The organism is Mesorhizobium sp. WSM4846 (genome assembly GCF_055811415.1).
In genome coordinates this window covers 1-17,621 of the sequence record NZ_JBVVPZ010000021.1, presented here as the reverse complement: position 1 = coordinate 17,621, position 17,621 = coordinate 1, and the positions used below count along the sequence as shown (strand labels likewise).

General features: G+C 62.2%; 15 protein-coding genes. 2 read left to right on the top strand and 13 right to left on the bottom strand.

Going from position 1 to position 17,621, the window contains the following annotated elements; translation table 11 throughout:
* Nucleotides 1–316: 316 nt before the first annotated feature.
* From AC0L15_RS18385 to AC0L15_RS18340, 10 genes are all read right to left on the bottom strand, one after another.
* Nucleotides 317–1,465: a response regulator gene (locus AC0L15_RS18385; RefSeq protein WP_473496688.1), complete on the bottom strand. Its 1,149-nt coding sequence runs from the start codon at nucleotides 1,463–1,465 to the stop codon at nucleotides 317–319.
* A gap of 13 nt (nucleotides 1,466–1,478) precedes the next feature.
* The gene (locus AC0L15_RS18380; protein ID WP_128175946.1) at nucleotides 1,479–1,844 is read right to left on the bottom strand and encodes a response regulator; all 366 of its coding nucleotides are present in this window, start codon (nucleotides 1,842–1,844) and stop codon (nucleotides 1,479–1,481) included.
* Nucleotides 1,841–4,495 (bottom strand): GAF domain-containing protein, encoded by a 2,655-nt coding sequence (locus AC0L15_RS18375; RefSeq protein WP_287247563.1) that lies wholly within the window; start codon nucleotides 4,493–4,495, stop codon nucleotides 1,841–1,843. Before AC0L15_RS18375 ends, AC0L15_RS18380 begins: the two co-directional genes overlap by 4 nt.
* Nucleotides 4,461–5,045 carry an SCO family protein gene (locus AC0L15_RS18370; protein ID WP_287221662.1) on the bottom strand — a complete coding sequence of 195 codons (585 nt, stop codon included), beginning with the start codon at nucleotides 5,043–5,045 and terminating at the stop codon, nucleotides 4,461–4,463. The genes AC0L15_RS18375 and AC0L15_RS18370 overlap by 35 nt, the downstream gene beginning before the upstream one ends.
* Nucleotides 5,042–6,049, bottom strand: a complete 1,008-nt coding sequence (locus AC0L15_RS18365; RefSeq protein WP_287247562.1) for an ABC transporter substrate-binding protein — start codon at nucleotides 6,047–6,049, stop codon at nucleotides 5,042–5,044. Before AC0L15_RS18365 ends, AC0L15_RS18370 begins: the two co-directional genes overlap by 4 nt.
* A gap of 46 nt (nucleotides 6,050–6,095) precedes the next feature.
* A complete protein-coding gene (locus AC0L15_RS18360; protein ID WP_287247560.1) occupies nucleotides 6,096–7,064 on the bottom strand; it encodes an ABC transporter substrate-binding protein in 969 nt (322 codons plus the stop codon).
* Nucleotides 7,065–7,140: 76 nt separating this feature from the next.
* Nucleotides 7,141–8,151, bottom strand: a complete 1,011-nt coding sequence (locus tag AC0L15_RS18355) for an ABC transporter substrate-binding protein (RefSeq protein ID WP_287237428.1) — start codon at nucleotides 8,149–8,151, stop codon at nucleotides 7,141–7,143.
* Nucleotides 8,152–8,201: 50 nt separating this feature from the next.
* Complete coding sequence (locus tag AC0L15_RS18350; protein WP_287247559.1) at nucleotides 8,202–9,209, bottom strand: ABC transporter substrate-binding protein; 1,008 nt, start codon at nucleotides 9,207–9,209, stop codon at nucleotides 8,202–8,204.
* 875 nt (nucleotides 9,210–10,084) lie between these two features.
* Nucleotides 10,085–11,092, bottom strand: a complete 1,008-nt coding sequence (locus AC0L15_RS18345) for an ABC transporter substrate-binding protein (protein ID WP_128170006.1) — start codon at nucleotides 11,090–11,092, stop codon at nucleotides 10,085–10,087.
* Between the two features lie 486 nt (nucleotides 11,093–11,578).
* Nucleotides 11,579–11,797 carry a DUF2842 domain-containing protein gene (locus tag AC0L15_RS18340; RefSeq protein WP_091591512.1) on the bottom strand — a complete coding sequence of 73 codons (219 nt, stop codon included), beginning with the start codon at nucleotides 11,795–11,797 and terminating at the stop codon, nucleotides 11,579–11,581.
* Nucleotides 11,798–11,949: 152 nt separating this feature from the next.
* On the opposite strand from AC0L15_RS18340, the gene AC0L15_RS18335 reads away from it, so the two are divergent.
* Nucleotides 11,950–13,041: a COX15/CtaA family protein gene (locus tag AC0L15_RS18335; protein ID WP_287247557.1), complete on the top strand. Its 1,092-nt coding sequence runs from the start codon at nucleotides 11,950–11,952 to the stop codon at nucleotides 13,039–13,041.
* Here AC0L15_RS18335 and AC0L15_RS18330 read toward each other — a convergent pair.
* The 3 genes from AC0L15_RS18330 to speB are packed head-to-tail and all read right to left on the bottom strand — an operon-like array spanning nucleotide 13,031 to nucleotide 15,842.
* Nucleotides 13,031–13,870 (bottom strand): aminoglycoside phosphotransferase family protein, encoded by an 840-nt coding sequence (locus AC0L15_RS18330; RefSeq protein ID WP_287247556.1) that lies wholly within the window; start codon nucleotides 13,868–13,870, stop codon nucleotides 13,031–13,033. The two genes, AC0L15_RS18335 and AC0L15_RS18330, sit on opposite strands and share 11 nt — an antisense overlap.
* A complete protein-coding gene (gene argC, locus AC0L15_RS18325) occupies nucleotides 13,871–14,803 on the bottom strand; it encodes an N-acetyl-gamma-glutamyl-phosphate reductase (RefSeq protein ID WP_287306730.1) in 933 nt (310 codons plus the stop codon).
* Between the two features lie 31 nt (nucleotides 14,804–14,834).
* Nucleotides 14,835–15,842 (bottom strand): agmatinase, encoded by a 1,008-nt coding sequence (speB, locus tag AC0L15_RS18320; RefSeq protein ID WP_287247553.1) that lies wholly within the window; start codon nucleotides 15,840–15,842, stop codon nucleotides 14,835–14,837.
* 420 nt (nucleotides 15,843–16,262) lie between these two features.
* Between speB and AC0L15_RS18315 the strand changes: the two genes are divergently transcribed.
* Nucleotides 16,263–17,321, top strand: coding sequence for a glycerophosphodiester phosphodiesterase family protein (locus tag AC0L15_RS18315; RefSeq protein WP_287247551.1), 1,059 nt, complete (start codon nucleotides 16,263–16,265; stop codon nucleotides 17,319–17,321).
* The last annotated feature ends 300 nt before the right edge of the window (nucleotides 17,322–17,621 follow it).

Below are 17,621 nucleotides of genomic sequence, written 5' to 3'. Positions count from 1 at the left end.
GAGCGCCCGCGACCAAGACGTCGGGCCGGAAATAGGTCCCGTGCATCTCGATGCCGCGCAGCGGGATGCGTCCGCCGGAGAAGATGAGGTAAGGGCGCGGGCAGCCTATGTGATGGGTTTCGGTAGCCGGCACCGGCGCCAAGCCAACACGTGGATGGCCGGCATCCGAAACCCATCACATAGGCTGCCATCGGGCTGCTACTGGCAGAACGCACACTTTCTCCCCCGTTGCGGGCGGTTTCGAGATCGATCGTGGCTGGGATGCTTTGTGCCGACTGTTCGACGGGTCGTATCGTCCGGAACAGTGCGTCTAAAGCTAGCCTGGCGGACCGAACCACCGCACGATTTCATAGGCAGGCATTGGGCGGCGAAAACCCTTCAGCGTCAGATCGCCAACAAGAACGGATTCGACCAGCGACTCGACAGCGCTGAGGACCCGTTGGCTAACGAGAATCTGGCGGGACTTGGCGGCGTCGCACAATCGGGCGGCATGGTTCGACACGGTGCCAATGACGGCATAGTCTGAGCGCCGATCAAAACCGATGCGCCCGATGGTTGCGTGGCCCCTGGCAATTCCGATCCCAAAGCCAAGCAAATAGTCCCGCTTGCGCCATTGTTCTGAGTGCCCGTCAATCGCGTCGCGCATCGCAGCAGCCATTGAGACAGCTCTCTCGCTGTGGTCGGCGCATGGCATTGGATCGTTGAAAACCACGACGATACCGTCGCCCACGAACCTCTCGAGAGTCCCCTCGTGGCGGACAATTTGTTCACCAAGACAGGAATGATACTCGGCAAGAACTGTCATGACTTCTTCGGGTTCGGCGGTCTCCGCGAAGGCTGTAAAGCCGCGCAAATCGCAAAAGACAACGGTCACCTCGCGACGGTGGCTCTGCAAGAGCGCATCTCCATTGCCCGCCGCAACGATGAGGTCGGCGACCTGTTCGGGCAGGAACCGCCTAAGCCGCGCCATTCGCTCGAGCTCCGTCACCTGCTCAGCCACGGTTCGCTCGAGCGAGCGATTCCAGTCGGAAAGTTGCGCGGCTTGGTCCTCAAGGCGTTTGGCTTGGCTCGCGACAGTGTCGTGAAGCGCCTTCTGGCGCAGCATCGAGCGCACCCGCGCTAACAGCGCCCTGTGCTCGAAGGGCTTAGTCAGGTAGTCGTCGCCACCGGCGTCCAGCCCCTCGACCACGTCGCGCGTGTCGGCTTTCGCGGTGACCAGAATAACGGGGATCGATCGCAGCGATTGATCGTGCTTGAGCATGCGTACCACACTGATGCCGTCGAGCTTCGGCATCATGATGTCGAGCAGGATCAGATCCGGCGTGAGTTCGCGGGCTTTCGCAAGCCCCTCTTCACCATCGGCGGCGGTTGCAACTTCGTAGCCATTCGCCTCGAGGCGCATGCGCAGGATCTCCAGGTTTTCCGGAGTATCGTCGACCGCGAGAATGCGAGGCGGATCGTGCACGGCGCTGCCTCCCTCAAGAAAGGAACCCGCGAATCTCGGAAAGCAGCTGGCGCGGACTGAATGGCTTGGCAATGTAACCATCGCACCCAGCAGCAAGGGCCTTCGCCTCGTCGCCCGACAACGCATAGGAGGTGACGGCGATAATCGGAATGTGCCGGAGCGCCGGGTCGGCCTTGATGCGGCGAGCCGCTTCGTACCCGTCAATCACAGGGAGCTGAATGTCCATAAGGATCAGGTCTGGCTTGTGCACTCCGGCTGCAGCGATGCCGGCGGCGCCGTCCGCCGCCTCGATCAGTTCGTATTCGGTGGTGGCAATGAGATCGCGGATGATCTGGCGGTTGTCCTCGGTGTCTTCCACCATCAGGATTCGTTTGCTCATGCGGCCCTCACGTCCTCATTCACCCGGATTGGTACCTTCAGACGGAATGTTGACCCTGACCCGATCACGGACTCGACGTCTATGGATCCGCCATGCATTTCGACGATGCGCTTCGAGATCGCCAGGCCAAGACCCGTACCGCCCTTCTGCCTGGTACTGCTGTTGTCGACCTGCTGGAACTCTTCGAAGATGAGAGCCTGGTCCTTGGACGCGATGCCGGGACCGGTGTCTCGGACGGTCATCTCGAAGTGCCCGTCGACCGCATCGGCAAGAATCTCGACCGCACCCGTTTCGGTGAACTTGACGGCATTGCCTGCAAGATTGAGCAGGACCTGCGTCAAACGGCGTTCGTCCCCGCGGCCGATTGGAAGGTTCTCGGCAACAGTCGTTGAAAGCTCAAGACCCTTCGCTCGTGCCAGCGGCTCTACAGCCGTAACGGTCGATCGAACAATCTGCGCGACGGAGTAGTCCTCAATCGCCAGCGTGAGCTGGCCGGCTTCGATCTTGGAAAGGTCGAGTACGTCGTTGATGAGCCCGAGGAGGTGACGGCCGTTTGCCTGCACGCGCGCGACGGTCGTCTTTGCCTTGTCCGGGAGTTCGCCGTAGATGCCGTCGACCAGCAGTTCTGTGAAGCCCAAGACCGAATTGAGCGGTGTCCTGAGCTCGTGGCTCATATTCGCGAGGAACTGGGACTTGTGGCGGCTGGCTGCCTCCAGCTCCCGGCCTTTCTCCTCGATCTCGCGGAACAGCTTGGCATTCTGGATCGCGAGCACCGATTGGGCTGCGAAGGTCTCCAGCAGGTGGACAACTTGCTCATCGAAGGCACCTGGCTTGTGGCGCCTGACGACCAGTGCACCGACGATCTTGTTGGGCCTCAGCAGCGGAACGATCAGGATACCGCGATATCCGGCGTCGACGATCGTCTTTCTTACAAGGAAGGATGAGGTCTCCTCGCTGAGGTCGGGAAACTGCACCGGCATGCAGCGCCCGGGTGTGTCGCCGATCCCCATGTCGGCCAGCCCGATCGTTTGGTGTGAGACTGCGGCGATAAGCTCATCGCTCATACCGAAGTTTGCGCGCGGACGGAATTGCTGCCGCGTGCTGCTGAACACGTAGATGGTGCCAGCATCCGTCTCCGACAACTGGACCGCTTTGGCGACGATCGTTTTCAGCACCGTGTCGAGATCCAGCGTCGAATTGACCGCCTTGCTCACCTCACCAAGCGCCTCGAGCTCACCAACAGACGCGGCAAGCTCGCGAGTCCGTGACTGCACCGCCTCGAAGAGCCGCGCATTCTCGATGGCGATCACGGCCTGGTCGGCGAATGTCTCGACGAGGGCGATCTCCTTGGGATTGAAAGGTTGCGGCTCAACCCTCGTCATGACGAATACGCCAACGAGATCACCTTCCCGCAACAGCGGGGCAGCGAGGACGGTGCGGAAGCCGCCTGCCTCGGCGATCAAGGCAACGCGGTAGTCCGGATCAGCCGTCACGTCTTCGATTTGGACGATCCGCCGTTCTTCGATTACGCGCCCTACGGCGGAGCCTCGGCCTGCGGCAAGGGCCGGAGTTGGATTGGCGTCCACATAAGCACGGAAACTGGGCGGGTAGCCATGCGCCGACACATAGCGGAATACGCCATCCAGCGACTGCACGATACCACCCTTGTCGGCACGGCAGAGCCTGATAGCCGATTCCACCAACGTATCGAGCACGACCTGCAGATCGAAGGTCGAGCGGCTGATGACCTTCAGAACGTCTGCAGTAGCTGTCTGTTGCTGAAGAGCTTCATCGAGCTGCTGGGTGCGCGCCTCAATCTCCCGATACAGGCGCCCCAGCTGCTCGGATGTCTGGTTGACATTGTCCGCAAGCGCCCCCAGCTCGTCCCGGTTGGCGACGGCAACCTGTTGGGCGAAGTCGCCGGCCGCTATCTGGCTGAGACGCGTCTCGATCTTCTTGACCGGTTCGATCAACGACCAGGAGATGATGTAGCCGAGCCCCAACGCCAGCAGGATGCTGCCCACCGCGAACGAGGCCACGATCAGTCTGGACGTGCCGTACGCACCCTCGGTCGTTTCGATTGCCGCCACCATGTCGGCTTCGGCCATGTTGACCAGCTGGTTTGTCAGCCGCTCAAGGCGATCAGCCGACGGTATGATTTTATCGAGCTGAACCTTACGCGCCTCCCCAGTGCGGCCGGCGCGGACGAGCTCTGCCACGTGCGTCACCCCATCTGTAAGCCGTTCGTACTCTTGCCGGACCTGACCGAGCACTTCCGCCTCACTCTCGGCGACGAACTCCATGCGGTCGAGGTCGTAGCCGAACTGATTGAGCTGGCGCAGCGCCGCATCCAGCATCCGGTCGTCCTGAAGCAACAGGGCGGTGGAGATGCCGTAGAGCTGGGTGGTCGTATCGTGCTGTACCTGGCGGTAGGCCGCGATCCTGCGCTGCAGCTTGATCAGCTCGTTGGTCTGATCGTTCACCCCACTCAGCACCTGCAACCCGACGGCCCCGAGCACGATCAGCAGGCCGACGATCGACAGGAACGCGATCAAGAGCTTAGTCTGGACGCGCGCCGGCAGCCGCGCAACCCAGCCAACGAGCCGGTTCGTTATGCTATTTGGATTCGTCCAAGAGGCTGAGAAGGTCATCCCGGAACTCCTCCAGGTCGAACCGGACACCAAGATACTGTACTCGCAAGATGCCACCGGGGTCCACGAGCGACGTCAACAAGGTATGGTCGATATCTCCGTTCGCCGCCTTCTTCGCGATGACCCCGTATTTCCGTCCCACCTCATGGACGACCGCCGGATCACCGGTAAGGAACGACCAGCCCTTCAGGTCGGCGCCAAAACTCTGCGCATATTCCTTCAGGACATCGGGCGTATCGCGCTCCGGGTCGACGGTGATCGAAACGAAGGCGATTTTGGGTCCGAATGCACTACCCAACTTTTCCTGCACGCTGGCCATATGGGCGGTCAGCATGGGGCAGACGTCGGTACAGTACGTATAGATGAATGAGACGGCGACCACCTTGCCGCGAAAGTCGTGCAGCGACACTCGCACCCCGTCCTGCGATACCAAGGTAAAGTCCGGCGCCTGTCCGATCGTCGGCAGGCGCTCGTCGTGCGGCGCGTCATGCGCATGTGCCAGCCCGGCCATCAGCGCCAGCAGCAAAATGCGCGCCGGCCACTCGATCACGTTTTCATCTCACGCTTGACCTCATTGAAGAACTGCCAATCGGTGCCGTTCGCGATGATCTCGTTTGGGCTCGACTTGACAATCCCGGCTTCATGCAACCGCAACGAGAAGAACCTGATCGTGTCCTCGGGATCGAAGTCGCGCCAATTGGAATATGGGAGCTCGCGGAGCGCCTGCACGGCGTAGTCGTATTGTTCGGTGCGTCCGCCATCTACCAGGAGGCGTGCCACCCGTTCCGGTTCGGCCGCGCAGATGTCGGCCGATTTGATGATGGCCCGGATGACGCGCTTGGTGGCAGCTGGATTTTTCTCGGCATAGGCGGCGTTGACCGCCAGCATACAGCAGTAATATTGCGACCACGGCCGGTCCTTGGAACTGTCGAGGATGACGTGGCCGACTTTGCGGGCGCGGAGGTCTTGAGCCTCAGGCGGAAAAGCCAGGAAGGCGTCGACCTTGCCTTCGGCGAAGAGCTCCGCCGGCTTTGCCGCGGCGACGATCCATTCGATGTCGCGTTGCGGATCGAGGCCGACATAGGTCGCCATGGCACTGACGAAGATATGCGGATCCGACGATAGATTGCCGCCGACGCCGACTTTGCGGCCCTTGAGATCCGCGATGCTCTTGACGTCCTCGCGTCCGAACAACTCGTAGCAGCCGACATGCACTCCGGAGATCACCTTGATCGGGGCGCCAGTGTCGACTGGAATGATTAGGGCCGTGGCAAAGTCAATGCCGAAGTCGATGTCGCCGCGCGCCAGCATCTCGGTCTGGGCGATGCCGGCCTCGGCGGCCACGAAGCCGAAATCCGAGAACCCCTCTGCGCGGATCAGATCCTCGGCGACGTACTGCGGAGCGATGCAGATACCAGGCGCCGCCGCAAAGCGGGCGATCGTGGTTTCAGGTGCAGCTTCGGCGGCGGCCGCGTTGCGGCCCTTTGCAAGACCCGCGGCTCCGAGCGCAGACAGGCCTGTGAGGAAACGGCGGCGGCTCTGGATGACCTGCATAAACCTCTCCTTCCCTCGATAGGGCGCAGGGCGTGTTGGCGATTGCCTACGTCTTCAACTCGTTCTTCAGTTCGTTGAGGAAACGCCAGTCGGTGCCCTGGGCCAGGAGCTTCTGGGGGGTGCTCTTAAGCATCCCGACCTCGCGGAGGCGCAGGGCGTAGAAGCGCAGGGTGTCCTCAGCGCTATACTCACGCCAACCGTAGGGGATCGCCTTCATGACCTGGAGGGCAGGGTCATAGCCCTTGGTATAGCCCTGCTCGACCAAGAACTGGGCGGACTGCTCGGGCTCGCTGGCGCAGAAATCCGCCGCTTTCAAGATGGCGCGGAGGGCGCGTTTGGTGGCCACCGGATTCGTGCGGACGAACTCCCGGTTCCCAGCCAGCATGCAGCAGAAGTATTGCGACCAGGGCCGATCCACGGTGCTGCTAATCACCACATGGCCGATCTGCTGCTCCCGCATCTCCTGCGGTTCGGGGGGAAACCCCAGGTAGGCATCGATCTTCCCCTCACTTAGGAGCCGGATGGACTCGGGTCCGGGATGCGTGACGAAGTTTATGTCCTTGCGGAGGTCCAGGCCCACATACGCCGTCATAGCGGCGAGAAAGACGTATCGGCTGGAATCCAGCGACGGCACGGCCACGGTCTTCCCCCTGAGGTCGCGGATCGCCTGGACGCGATCGGTCCCGAACAGCTCAAAGCAGCCGACGTGGAGTCCTGCCAGGATGACGATCGGATCCCCCGCCTCCAGGTGGAGAAGGAGCGGGGCGGCGAAATGCGCACTGAGGTCGGCTTCACCGGAGGCGAGGGCCGGCGCGATGTCTGCGGTTCCCCTTTTTTGGAGGTAGTCCACCTCGGTGAACCCTTCGCTGCGCAGCAGTTCTTCGGCAACATACTGGGGGGCCTGACAGATGCTGGGAATCCTGACGAGCCGGATCCGCGTCGTCTCAGGTGGTGGCTCCGCAGCGGCTCGCCCGGTGTGCCAGCCCAGTAGCCCTGCCGTCCCCGCCAGCGACATCCCACGCAGGAACCTCCGTCGGCTGAACCGTCCAGGGCATAGGGTATGCATGGGAACCTCCCGTGGTGGCGATTACCTATGTCTTCAACTCTCGCTTCAGCGCGTCGAGGAAGCGCCAGTCCGTCCCGCTCGAGATTATCTCTTGCGGGCTCGACTTGATCATGCCCGTTTCGTACATGCGCAGCGCGTAGAAGCGCATCGAGGCTTCGGCATCGAAATCCCGCCATCTGTCGTACCGGATGTCGGCAAGCGTTTGCAGCGCGAGTTCGTAGCTGGGGACGAAACCTCGATCGACCATCTGCCCTGCAGTCCACGAGGGATCTGAGACACAGAGGTCGGCGCCCTTGAGAATGGCCCTGAGCACGCGCTTCGTCGCCACCGGATACCTGTCGACATAATCCGCAGTCGCGGAAATCATGCAGCAGAAATGCTGCGACCAGGGCGCGTCGGTGGTCGAGTTGAGGATCGTGTGGCCTACTTTCCTGGAGCGAAGTTCCTGCGTGCGGGGCGGTTGGCCGAGCACTGCATCGTACTTTCCTTCAACGAAGCCTTCCGCAAAATTGTGCTCTTCGATGACCCATTCGATGTCGTTGACGGGATCGAGCCCAACATAGGCGGCCATCAGAGAAACCAACACGTATTGCGGCGAATCAAGCGTAAAGACCCCAACCCGCTTTCCCCGCAGATCCGAGATGCCCTTGACGCTGTCGTTGGCGATCAGTTCGAGGCACCCGGAGTGCAGTCCGCTTAGTACCCTGATCGGCACTCCTGCATCGATCGATGCCAAATGAATCGGCACGTAGTTCACACTGAAATCCGTCTCGCCCTTTGCGATCCATGCCGAATGATCAACCTTCTTGTCGCCTTGCACATAGCGGACATCGGTGAACCCCTCGGCGCGCAGCATCTCTCCGGCGAGGTACAGGCCCGCCCAGCAATAGGCGCCGCCGATGTACCGCGGCAGGCGGACCGAGGTGGTCTCCGGCAGCGGCTCAGCCCAGGCTTGTGTCGAGGTGCCGATAAGGCCCGCGGCGCTGGCGGCCGCAGCGCCGGCCAGAAAATGACGGCGGTTCTGGATGTTCTGCATGGGTTCCTCCTACCCAAAAAAAGGCACAACGAGCCAGCTAAGCTGCTCACTCAGGTCTTGAACTCGCGCTTGAGCTCTTTGAGGAAGCGGAAATCCGTTCCGTTGGCGATGATCTGTTGCGGGCTCGACCTGATCATGCCCGTCTCCTGCATCCGCAGCGCATAAAAGCGTATGGAATCCTGAGCATCGTAGTCGCGCCACTTGTCATGCCCGGTCTCTCTCAGGGTTCCGAGGGCATCGTCATAGTTCGGCACGAAGCCCTGAGCGATCAGTTCTTGCGCAGCCAATTCAGGGTTGGAGGCGCACACGTCGGCGGCCGTGAGTATGGCCTTGAGGACGCGCTTCGTCGTGGCCGGATGCTTGTTCACATAGTCGGCGTTGCCGGCGACCATGCAGCAGAAGTACTGCGACCATGGGCGATCGACTGCGTTGCTGACCACTGTGTGGCCGATTTTCTTGGCGCGCAGCATCAGCGGCTCGGGCATGGCGGAGAGGACCGCGTCCACCTCGTTGTCCATGAAGGACTGGATCGGATTGCGGCTCTCGACCCAGTTGATATCGTTGGCGGGGTCGAGCCCAACGTAGTTGGCCATGAGGCTCACCAGGATTTGCGGGTGCGAGCCGATATTGCCGACCCCCACTCGCTTGCCTCTCAAGTCCGTAACGCGCTGAACGCTGTCGTTGGCGATCAGTTCGAAGCATCCCGTATGCACGCCGGTGAGTATCTTGATGGGCACGCCGGCTTCGATCAGGCTGATGTGCATCGAAGGCATGTTCATGTCGAAGTCCGTGTCGCCCCGGGCGAGCCATTGCGAATTGTCCACGGTATGGTCGACTTCCACGTAGCGAACATCGGTGAGGCCGTCGGCGCGCATCAATTCTCCGGCGAGGTAGACGGCCCCCCAGCAATAGGCGGCATTGTTCCAGCGCCCGAGACGGACGGTTGTCGTCTCCGGGGGCGGTTCATCTGCATTGGAAGGGCGAACCTTAAGAAGCCCCGCTCCGCCTGCCGCGGAGAGACCGGCCAAGAAGGTGCGGCGATTTTGAATGATCTGCATCGGAACGCTCCTCTCTTCCGAACTGCAAAAAGGCAATTCTGGCCGAAACCGAGCAAAAGAGGTTTCGGCAGAGGCAGGTGGTCTCGTGAGCGCGACGAGTAGTTGTGGATCTAACGCGCCCAGTCCGATCCGGGAGTCTTGCGCTCTCAGTCGTCGGCTCATCTATTAGCAATCGACGATATGCCACGATACCCCCAATTTGCGTTGGTTGCGAGCGCAAAACTTACTCCGCCAAACGTCCTGCCACCGCCTCGCGGCCAGGAGACCGTTTTGCGCGGTTGCGAATGCCACTTCGAGTTTACCGCGCGGCCGGACCGAGTCATCGACGTTGAGTCCCAAGAGACTTGCCGCCATCTGGGAAGACGCGTTTCGATCTTAAGCTCAAGTCGGTTGGCCAATGGGACGATCTGGGCCATTTGCGTCTGCACGCCTCGTCCGTATGTACCGCGCGGAACCGGTCGTAGTCCTGTCGGACTTGCCCGAGTAGTTCCGCATCTTCAGTAGCGACGAACTCCATACGGTCAAGGTCGTATCCAAACCGGCTGAGCTGGCGGAGAGCCGTGTTCAGCATCCTGTCGTCCTGAAGCAAAAGCGCGGTCGCGATGCTGTCGAGCTGGTTTGTCGTGTCGTGCTGAACCTGGCGATAAGCTGCGATCTTGCGCTACAGCCTGGTCAGCTTCATTTGTTTGATTATTGACCCCGCTCAGCACCTGCAGGCTGACGGCCCCAAGTGCGATCAGAAGCCCGACGATCGACAAGAATGCGATTGGGCGCTGGCGCAATCATCAGCAACCGTTCGTCGTGCGCCGCGTCATGTGAATGCGCCGGCCAAGCAACGAGCAGCGCCAATAACAAGACGCGCGCCGGCCACATATTCATGTCTTCAACTCGCGCTTGAGCTCATTGAGGAAGCGCCAATCCGTGGCCTTGGCGATGATCTCCTGGGGACTCGCGGCGATAGCGCCGGCCTCGCGCAGGCGCAGTGCATAGAAGCGCACCGTGTCTTCCGCGTCATAGTCCCGCCACCGCTTGTAGGGGACCTCGCCAAGGGCTTGGAGCGCATAGTCGTAATTAGCGGTGAATTTTCCCTCGACGAGACGGCGCGCGACCATGGCGGGGTCGGCCACGCAGAGATCGGCTGCCTTGAGAATGGCACGCATCACCCGCTTCGACGCGACGGGATTGGCGGCGACGAAGCCGGGATTGCCGGCCAGCAGGCAGCAGAAATACTGCGACCACGGCCGATCGAGTGCACTGTTGAGAAGGACGCGGCCAGCCCCCTTGGCGCGCAGCTCCTGCGGCTCCGGCGGAAAGCCGAGAAAGGCATCGACATCACCACGCAGGAATAATTCCTTCGGCTTCACGTCGGGATCGCTCACCCAAACGATGTCGCGCACCGGGTCCAGCCCGACATGGGCCGCTATGCTGACGATGAATAGATGCGGACTGGATCCGAGTGCCTGGACACCGACTTTCCTGCCCCTGAGTTGGAGGATGCTGTCGATGCCTGGCTGGACGAACAGCTCGAAACAGCCCGGATGAACGCCGCCCATCAGTGTCAGCCTGTGCCCCTGATCGACGGCGACAATCGTGGGCGCGACGAAGTTCAGGCCAAAATCGATCTTGCCGCTCGCTGTGTCTGTCGCCATCACAGTGCCAGGCTGGGTCTCGACATAATCCACATGCGTGAAACCCTCGGCATACAGCAGATCCTCCGCGACAAATTGCGGTGCGAGGCAGATGCCGAAGGTCTTGCTCAGACGAATCCGGCTGGTCTCGGGCGGCGGCTCGGCGCTGGCCGGGGTCGCGGCGCCGACGAGGCCGACAGCACCGGCTGCCGAGAGGCCGGCCAGAAAGCGGCGGCGGCTTTGGATGATCTGCATCAGAACGCTCTCCGAACCGCGAAAATGAGCCTGGACCGGAATCGAGCAAAGATATCCGGCAGAGGGTGACATCTTGTCGGCGCGCCCGAAGGCTTGTGAGCTAGAGCGCGCTAGCCAGCGACAAACATTCATACGCCTTATTTCGGCGACTGTCAGGGGCGGCTTCGAGCTGCTTCTGGACGGCCGAGCTTACCCATCCCGGAACGACCGGATCGGATCACATCACGACAATATTCCCACCGAGCTGAGGGTCCGCTATTTAAGATCCCGGACCCAAAGCTGTCGGTCTGCAATCGTTTTTCGGAAGCCAGAAGTTGCCACTCCGCTTCGCCCCCCAAACGGGACGTCTGAGTAGTGGTTCGGCAATAACCACTCTGGCGCTGCCTGTGCGTTCCGATCGGCGACACGGAAGGCAGAAAACCATCCTGAGCTGCCCTACACATCGGGTAGCAAGCGTCAGACTTTCACCGCGGCGGCGAGCAAACCTCAGTTCTTCGGCCGCGGCGGCTCCAGGATCAGCCACTTGATGATGCCCATGGCCGGCAGCACCCAGAGCATGCCGCTGAGCAGGAAGAACAGGAAATGCGCCAACGGTCCCGATTCCGCCAGTTGCGCAACCGCCACGATCGATGCGACCAGCGCATAGACGATGACCAGCGCCACCAGCAGGATTGTTCCGATCAGCTTTCTCAGGCGAATGGGCATTTCGCGATCCGGTTGATCCCTATCGCTTAGGCCCAACGGAAGAGGCACGCAACAGCCAAGAAGCGGCGCGACGGCGTGCCGCGCTGTCCGGTCTTGCCAGTTGGATTGCGATGGTTCACCAATCCGCGACTGCAACCTGCCGGGACAATACCATGGCTGCCATATCAGCTGCCGCGCCTTTCGTGGCCCGCGACCGCGACCTGCGTAACCGGGCGCTGGTGCGCGGCTGGCTCTACGTCGTGCTCCTGGTGCTGTTTGTGCTGGTGCTGGTCGGCGGCGCCACCAGGCTCACCGAATCCGGGCTTTCGATCACCGAATGGAAGCCGATCCACGGCATCATCCCGCCGCTCAACGACGCCGAATGGCAGGAGGAATTCCAGCGCTACCAGCAGATCCCGCAATATGCCGAGCTCAACAGGGGCATGAGCCTCGAAGCGTTCAAGTCGATCTTCTGGTGGGAATGGTTGCACCGGATCCTGGCGCGCGGTGTCGGCGTGGTTTTCGCCGTGCCGCTGGTGTTTTTCTGGGCGACGCGCCGCATCGAACGCGGTCTTGGTCCGAAACTGTTGGGCATTCTTCTTCTCGGCGGCCTGCAGGGCGCGATCGGCTGGTGGATGGTGGCGTCCGGGCTGGTCGACCGCGTCTCCGTCAGCCAGTACCGGCTGGCGACGCATCTGACGCTGGCGGCGCTGATCTTCACCGCGACCATGGTGGTCGCGCGGGGGTTGGCCCCGCATTCCGAGCCCGCGGCCGACCGCTCGACCCAGCGTCTGGCCGGCTTTCTGGTGCTGCTGGCGCTGATCCAGATCTATCTCGGCGGGCTGGTCGCTGGGCTCGATGCCGGCCTGAGCTACAACACCTGGCCGCTTATGGACGGCAAGCTCATCCCCGGCGACCTGTTGATCCTCGAGCCGGCATGGCGCAACTTCTTCGAGAGCCCGAAGACGGTCCAGTTCATCCACCGGCTCGGCGCCTACGCGATATCAGTCGCAGCACTTTGGCACATGATCGCCACGCACCGGCGCCAGCCCGGCACCACCCATGCGCGCCGCGCGACGCTGCTGTTTGTGCTGGTGCTGCTGCAGGCCCTGATCGGCATCGGCACGCTGCTGATGCAGGTGCCGCTGCACATGGCGCTGATGCATCAGGCTTTCGCGCTTGTCCTGCTGGGCTTTGCCGCAGCGCATTGGCGCGGCACCAAGGGCGCTTATCCCATGCCCAACCAGATCGCCGTCAGAGGCTGAGCCGCACCGTCTTGATCGCCGTGGCAATGGACAATTCGCGGCTTTCGTCGATCGCATTGCCGTCTTCATGATGCCATGACGCCGACAGGCAGCCATAGGCGATGGCATGATCCAGGATGGCTGGCGGCGTCTGGCCGAGCGTTCTGGCGAAAATCTCGGCCATGTCGGCAATCCGCCGGGGGTCGCGGCAAAGCTCGTCTCGGTCGAGCGGATTGTAGAACATGTTCGCTGCATCGAAGCCGGGATTGCCGAGAACGCCCTTCGGGTCGATCGCCAGCCAGCCGCGCGCTCCGTGCATGATGTTGTCGTGATGCAGGTCGCCATGCAGCGGCAGCACGTCGACAGGATCGGCCAACAGCCGTTCGGCGGTCGCAGCCGCTTCGACGTAAAGGCTCTTTTCGCCGGCGTCGCGATCGAACCTCGCCTTGTTGAACAGACTGGAAAACCGCACCCGCAGCGGCTGAAGATCCGGCGGGGCAGGGTGGTCGGATGGCGAGAACAGCCTTGCCATCACTTCGGCCGCGATTGCTGTAGCGGCATTGTCGCCCTGTTCGGCGAGACCCTGTGACAGCAAGGTTTCACCGGCGTATTCGAGCAGCATGCAGTTGCCGTCGCGGCCGAGCAGCCGTACCGCGCCTTCGCCGCGCCGCCAGGCGAGGAAATGCTCGCCGCGCAACTCGTCTTCGATGTCGTCGAAAGCCTTGAGAGCCTTGACGATCGCCGGCGAACCGTCCTCGCGAACAACCTTCCAGATGCGGCTGCTGAACGTCTCGGCAATCAGTTCTGGCGCGCTGACCTTCCAGCGGCCTGGGAATGCCGGAGCGTCCATTCAGTGCTTGAGGCCGAGCATCAGATCCATGTTCTGCACGGCAGCACCCGAGGCGCCCTTGCCGAGATTGTCGTAGACGGCCAACAGCAGCGCCTGGGCCCTGTCGTCGTTGGCGAAGACATGGAGCATCATTCGGTTGGTGCCGTTGTAGATTTCCGGATCGATCTCCGGCACGCGCTCCAGATGCGCATAGGGCGCCACCTCGACCACGCCGCCATCGATGGCGGCGAAATGGTCGGCGATCGCCGCATGAAGCTCGGCGCCGGTCGGCACATAGTCGAGACCGCCTAGCTGCAGCGGCACCACGGTGATCATGCCTTGCGCGAAATTGCCGACCGCCGGCTGCATGATCGGATCATGCGACAGCTTCGCATAGGTCCTGAGCTCCGGCACATGCTTGTGCTGCAGGGTCAGCCCGTAGGGCAGGAATTCCGACGCTTCCTCGCCCTTGGCGACATAGTCCTCGATCATCGGCCGGCCGCCGCCCGAATAGCCCGTAATGCCGTTGACGGTGACCGGAAAATCCGGCGGCAACAGCCCGGCCGCCACCAGCGGCCTGAGCGTCGCGATCGGGCCTTGCGGCCAGCAGCCCGGATTGGTGACGCGCTTCGCCGACGCGATCTTGCGCGCTTGACCCTTGTCCATTTCGGCAAACCCATATTCCCAGCCTTCTGCCACGCGATGCGCGGTCGAGGCGTCGATAACCCTCGTGGTGTCGTTGTTGATCAGCGAGACGCTTTCTTTCGCGGCTGCGTCCGGCAGGCACAGGATCGCGACATCGGCGGCGTTGAGGAACTCGGCTCTGGCTGCCGGTTCCTTGCGGCGCTCGGTCGGAATCGAGATGATCTCCAGGTCGCCGCGCTCGGCAAGCAGCGTCCTGATCTGGAGACCGGTGGTGCCGTGCTCGCCGTCGATGAAGATTTTCGGTTTCATTTGCCTGCCTGAATTCCCTGATACTTCGAAATTATATGCCACTTGCCTGGTTCAATCCGGCAACAATGTGATTGCCGTTGTTCAGCTCTTCGAGCCGGGCCTTTCGTTCCGCCAGCAGCCCGAGATAGTGCATGGCCACCGTCGACCCGGCAATTGCCGTTATATCGGCGTGATCATAGGCCGGCGCAACCTCCACGATATCGGCGCCGACGATATCGAGCTGATTGATCTGGCGCAGCACCGACAGGATCTTTGCCGAGGACGGCCCGCCGGCGACCGGTGTGCCGGTGCCGGGGGCGAAGGCCGGGTCGAGGCAATCAATGTCGAAGGTGACGTAGGCCTTCTTGCCGCCGGTGCGGTCGACGATGGAATAGGCGATATCGGACGCGCGCATGTCCTCGATTTCGTGGCCGTACAGGATCTTGATGCCGAAGGTGTCGGGCGCATGGGTGCGGATGCCGATCTGGATCGAACGGTCGGGATCGATAATTCCCTCCTTGACCGCACGGCCGACGAAGGAGCCGTGATCGATGCGCTTGCCGTCGTCCGGCCAGGTGTCCTGGTGGGCGTCGAACTGCACCAGGGCCAGCGGACCGTGGATGGCGGCATGCGCCTTGAGCAGCGGCCAGGTGACGAAATGATCGCCGCCGAGCGATAGCAGGAAGGCGCCGGATTTCAGGATCTTTGCCGCCTCGCGCTCGATCGTCCCCGGCGTCTTCTGGTGGTTTCCGCTGTCGAGCAGGCAATCGCCATAGTCGACCACGGCGAGATGTTCGAACAGATCGCGTGAAAACGGATATTGCGGGTCGTTGTCGAGGATGGTCGAGGCGCGGCGAATCGCCTGCGGTCCGAAACGCGCGCCCGGCCGGTTGGTGACGGCGGCGTCGAAGGGGATGCCCCACACCACCGCGTCCGCGCCCTTCACGTCCTTGGTGTATTTGCGTCGCATGAACGACAGCGCGCCGGCATAGGTCGGCTCGAAGGACGCACCCGTCCTTGCCCGGGCGGTGAAGGCGTGGTCGATGTTGGTGTTCGGCATGAAGCGATCTCCTGTGCGTCGAGGCGCAACCTTATTGGATATAATTCCAACAAATGCGACCCCTTCCGAGGGCCATGGCCGTTCGAACTCGGTCACAACTTCTTGCTTGCCAGGTGAGCCCGCATGGCCAACCCGGAATTTGCGTAGGTATGCATGAATACAACCGAAAGTAGCCAGCCGTCCTTACGCGGGATGGTTGTCAGCCGGGGAACGCAGCAGATTTCAGCGCGCCAGGCCGGCCCCCGACCGCCAGGACGGCGGCATCGATCTCGGCAAGTCGATTGCCGTCGGTTCGAGATTGAAGAACAGGCGCTTCAGCCGGCATTGACCTCACTTTCCGGCATTTGCGAAGCCGGCTTCGTTCACTGGGCTGTCACGCGCGTCGCTTATCCGGGTTTGCATCCGGTAGGAGCGATTCTCATGCGAACGACCTGGCTGAACCTTGTGCTTGCCGCCGCCTCGGTGCTGTTCACTGGCTCGGCATTGGCTGGCGAAACACGCGCCAGGCAGATTCTCGACCGTTTCGAACACGCCAACCAGTGGCGCGACCATGTCATGGTGGCGGCACACCGCGCCGGCAGCCTGCAGGCCCGCAAGACGCTGTTTGCGGAGAACTCGATCGCCGCCCTCGAGGCATCGATCGCGCTTGGCGCCGAAATCGTCGAGGTCGATGTCAGGCGCTCGAAGGACGGCCAGTTCGTCGTCATGCATGACAGCTGGCTCGACCGCACGACGAACTGCACGGGCGAGGTGGTCAAGCGCACGCTGGCCGAACTCAAAACCTGCAGGCTGGTGATCGAAGGCACCGGCGCCGTCACCGACGAGCCGGTTTCGACGCTGCGCGAGATGCTGATGGCGACCAGGGACAGAATGCTCGTCAACATCGACAACAAGCTCGACGTCGACAGCCTCGCCGGCATGATCGCGGTGGCGCGTGACCTTGGCATGGCCGAACAGGTGATCGTCAAGGAGAACCTGTGGAACCCGGCCAGGATCACCACTGTCAAGGCCGCCATGGGCGCGATCGGCAGCGGTTTCCAGTTCATGCCGATCATTGCCGACGACGCGGTTCGCGACGCCGGTTTCGCCGAGAAAGTCAGCGGCGCCTTTTCGCCGCGCGCGGTCGAGATGATCAACTGGCGGGACGGCGCGGAGACGCTGACCGAGACCGGCGGTCCGCTGTTCAGCCCGCGCATGCGCGCCGCGGCGATAAGGGGCGACTGGCACATCTGGGCCAATACCTACGCCATCGTCAACAAGCCGGGCGGCTTCCTTGCCGGCGGTCGCGGCGATGAACTGGCGGTGTTCGCCAGCCTGCCGCGCGAGACCTACGGCTTCTGGGCCGAGCGCGGCGCCACCATCATCCAGACCGACGAGCCGAAAGCGGCGATCGACTGGCTGGCGGCAAACGGCTACCGCGTGCCTTATTCGGATGAGGCGCGGCCGGCGGAGCCGGCGAATATGGCGAGCATCAACTAGTTCCTCTGCGCCGTGGATTTGGTTCTTTGACCGGCGGTCGCGCTGCCGGCCGGCCTGCAACCACCATCTCTGACGCTGGGGATTAGCCACAGGCCACCATGCCTTCGTCATCCCAGGGCGGAGCAAGGAGCGAAGCGACGCGCTGCAGACCCTGGGATCCATTCCGTGACATCCGCCGAAGAATGCAGCGGCTCAGAATAAAAGCGCTCTGTAGCGATCCTTCGCGCCCCCCTCTGCCCTGCCGGGCATCTCCCCCACGAGGGGGGAGATCGGCAGCTTCGCGGACAGCGCCCTTTTTGC

What these genes read in the sequence shown, in the direction of transcription:
- AC0L15_RS18355 (WP_287237428.1), bottom strand. Translation starts at nt 8,151, where the DNA reads ATGCAGAACATCCAGAACCGCCGTCATTTTCTGGCCGGCGCTGCGGCC.
- speB (WP_287247553.1), bottom strand. Translation starts at nt 15,842, where the DNA reads ATGCCGAACACCAACATCGACCACGCCTTCACCGCCCGGGCAAGGACG.
- AC0L15_RS18350 (WP_287247559.1), bottom strand. Translation starts at nt 9,209, where the DNA reads ATGCAGATCATTCAAAATCGCCGCACCTTCTTGGCCGGTCTCTCCGCG.
- AC0L15_RS18360 (WP_287247560.1), bottom strand. Translation starts at nt 7,064, where the DNA reads ATGTCGCTGGCGGGGACGGCAGGGCTACTGGGCTGGCACACCGGGCGA.
- AC0L15_RS18315 (WP_287247551.1), top strand. Translation starts at nt 16,263, where the DNA reads ATGCGAACGACCTGGCTGAACCTTGTGCTTGCCGCCGCCTCGGTGCTG.
- AC0L15_RS18335 (WP_287247557.1), top strand. Translation starts at nt 11,950, where the DNA reads ATGGCTGCCATATCAGCTGCCGCGCCTTTCGTGGCCCGCGACCGCGAC.
- AC0L15_RS18345 (WP_128170006.1), bottom strand. Translation starts at nt 11,092, where the DNA reads ATGCAGATCATCCAAAGCCGCCGCCGCTTTCTGGCCGGCCTCTCGGCA.
- argC (WP_287306730.1), bottom strand. Translation starts at nt 14,803, where the DNA reads ATGAAACCGAAAATCTTCATCGACGGCGAGCACGGCACCACCGGTCTC.
- AC0L15_RS18375 (WP_287247563.1), bottom strand. Translation starts at nt 4,495, where the DNA reads ATGACCTTCTCAGCCTCTTGGACGAATCCAAATAGCATAACGAACCGG.
- AC0L15_RS18340 (WP_091591512.1), bottom strand. Translation starts at nt 11,797, where the DNA reads ATGCCCATTCGCCTGAGAAAGCTGATCGGAACAATCCTGCTGGTGGCG.
- AC0L15_RS18330 (WP_287247556.1), bottom strand. Translation starts at nt 13,870, where the DNA reads ATGGACGCTCCGGCATTCCCAGGCCGCTGGAAGGTCAGCGCGCCAGAA.
- AC0L15_RS18380 (WP_128175946.1), bottom strand. Translation starts at nt 1,844, where the DNA reads ATGAGCAAACGAATCCTGATGGTGGAAGACACCGAGGACAACCGCCAG.
- AC0L15_RS18365 (WP_287247562.1), bottom strand. Translation starts at nt 6,049, where the DNA reads ATGCAGGTCATCCAGAGCCGCCGCCGTTTCCTCACAGGCCTGTCTGCG.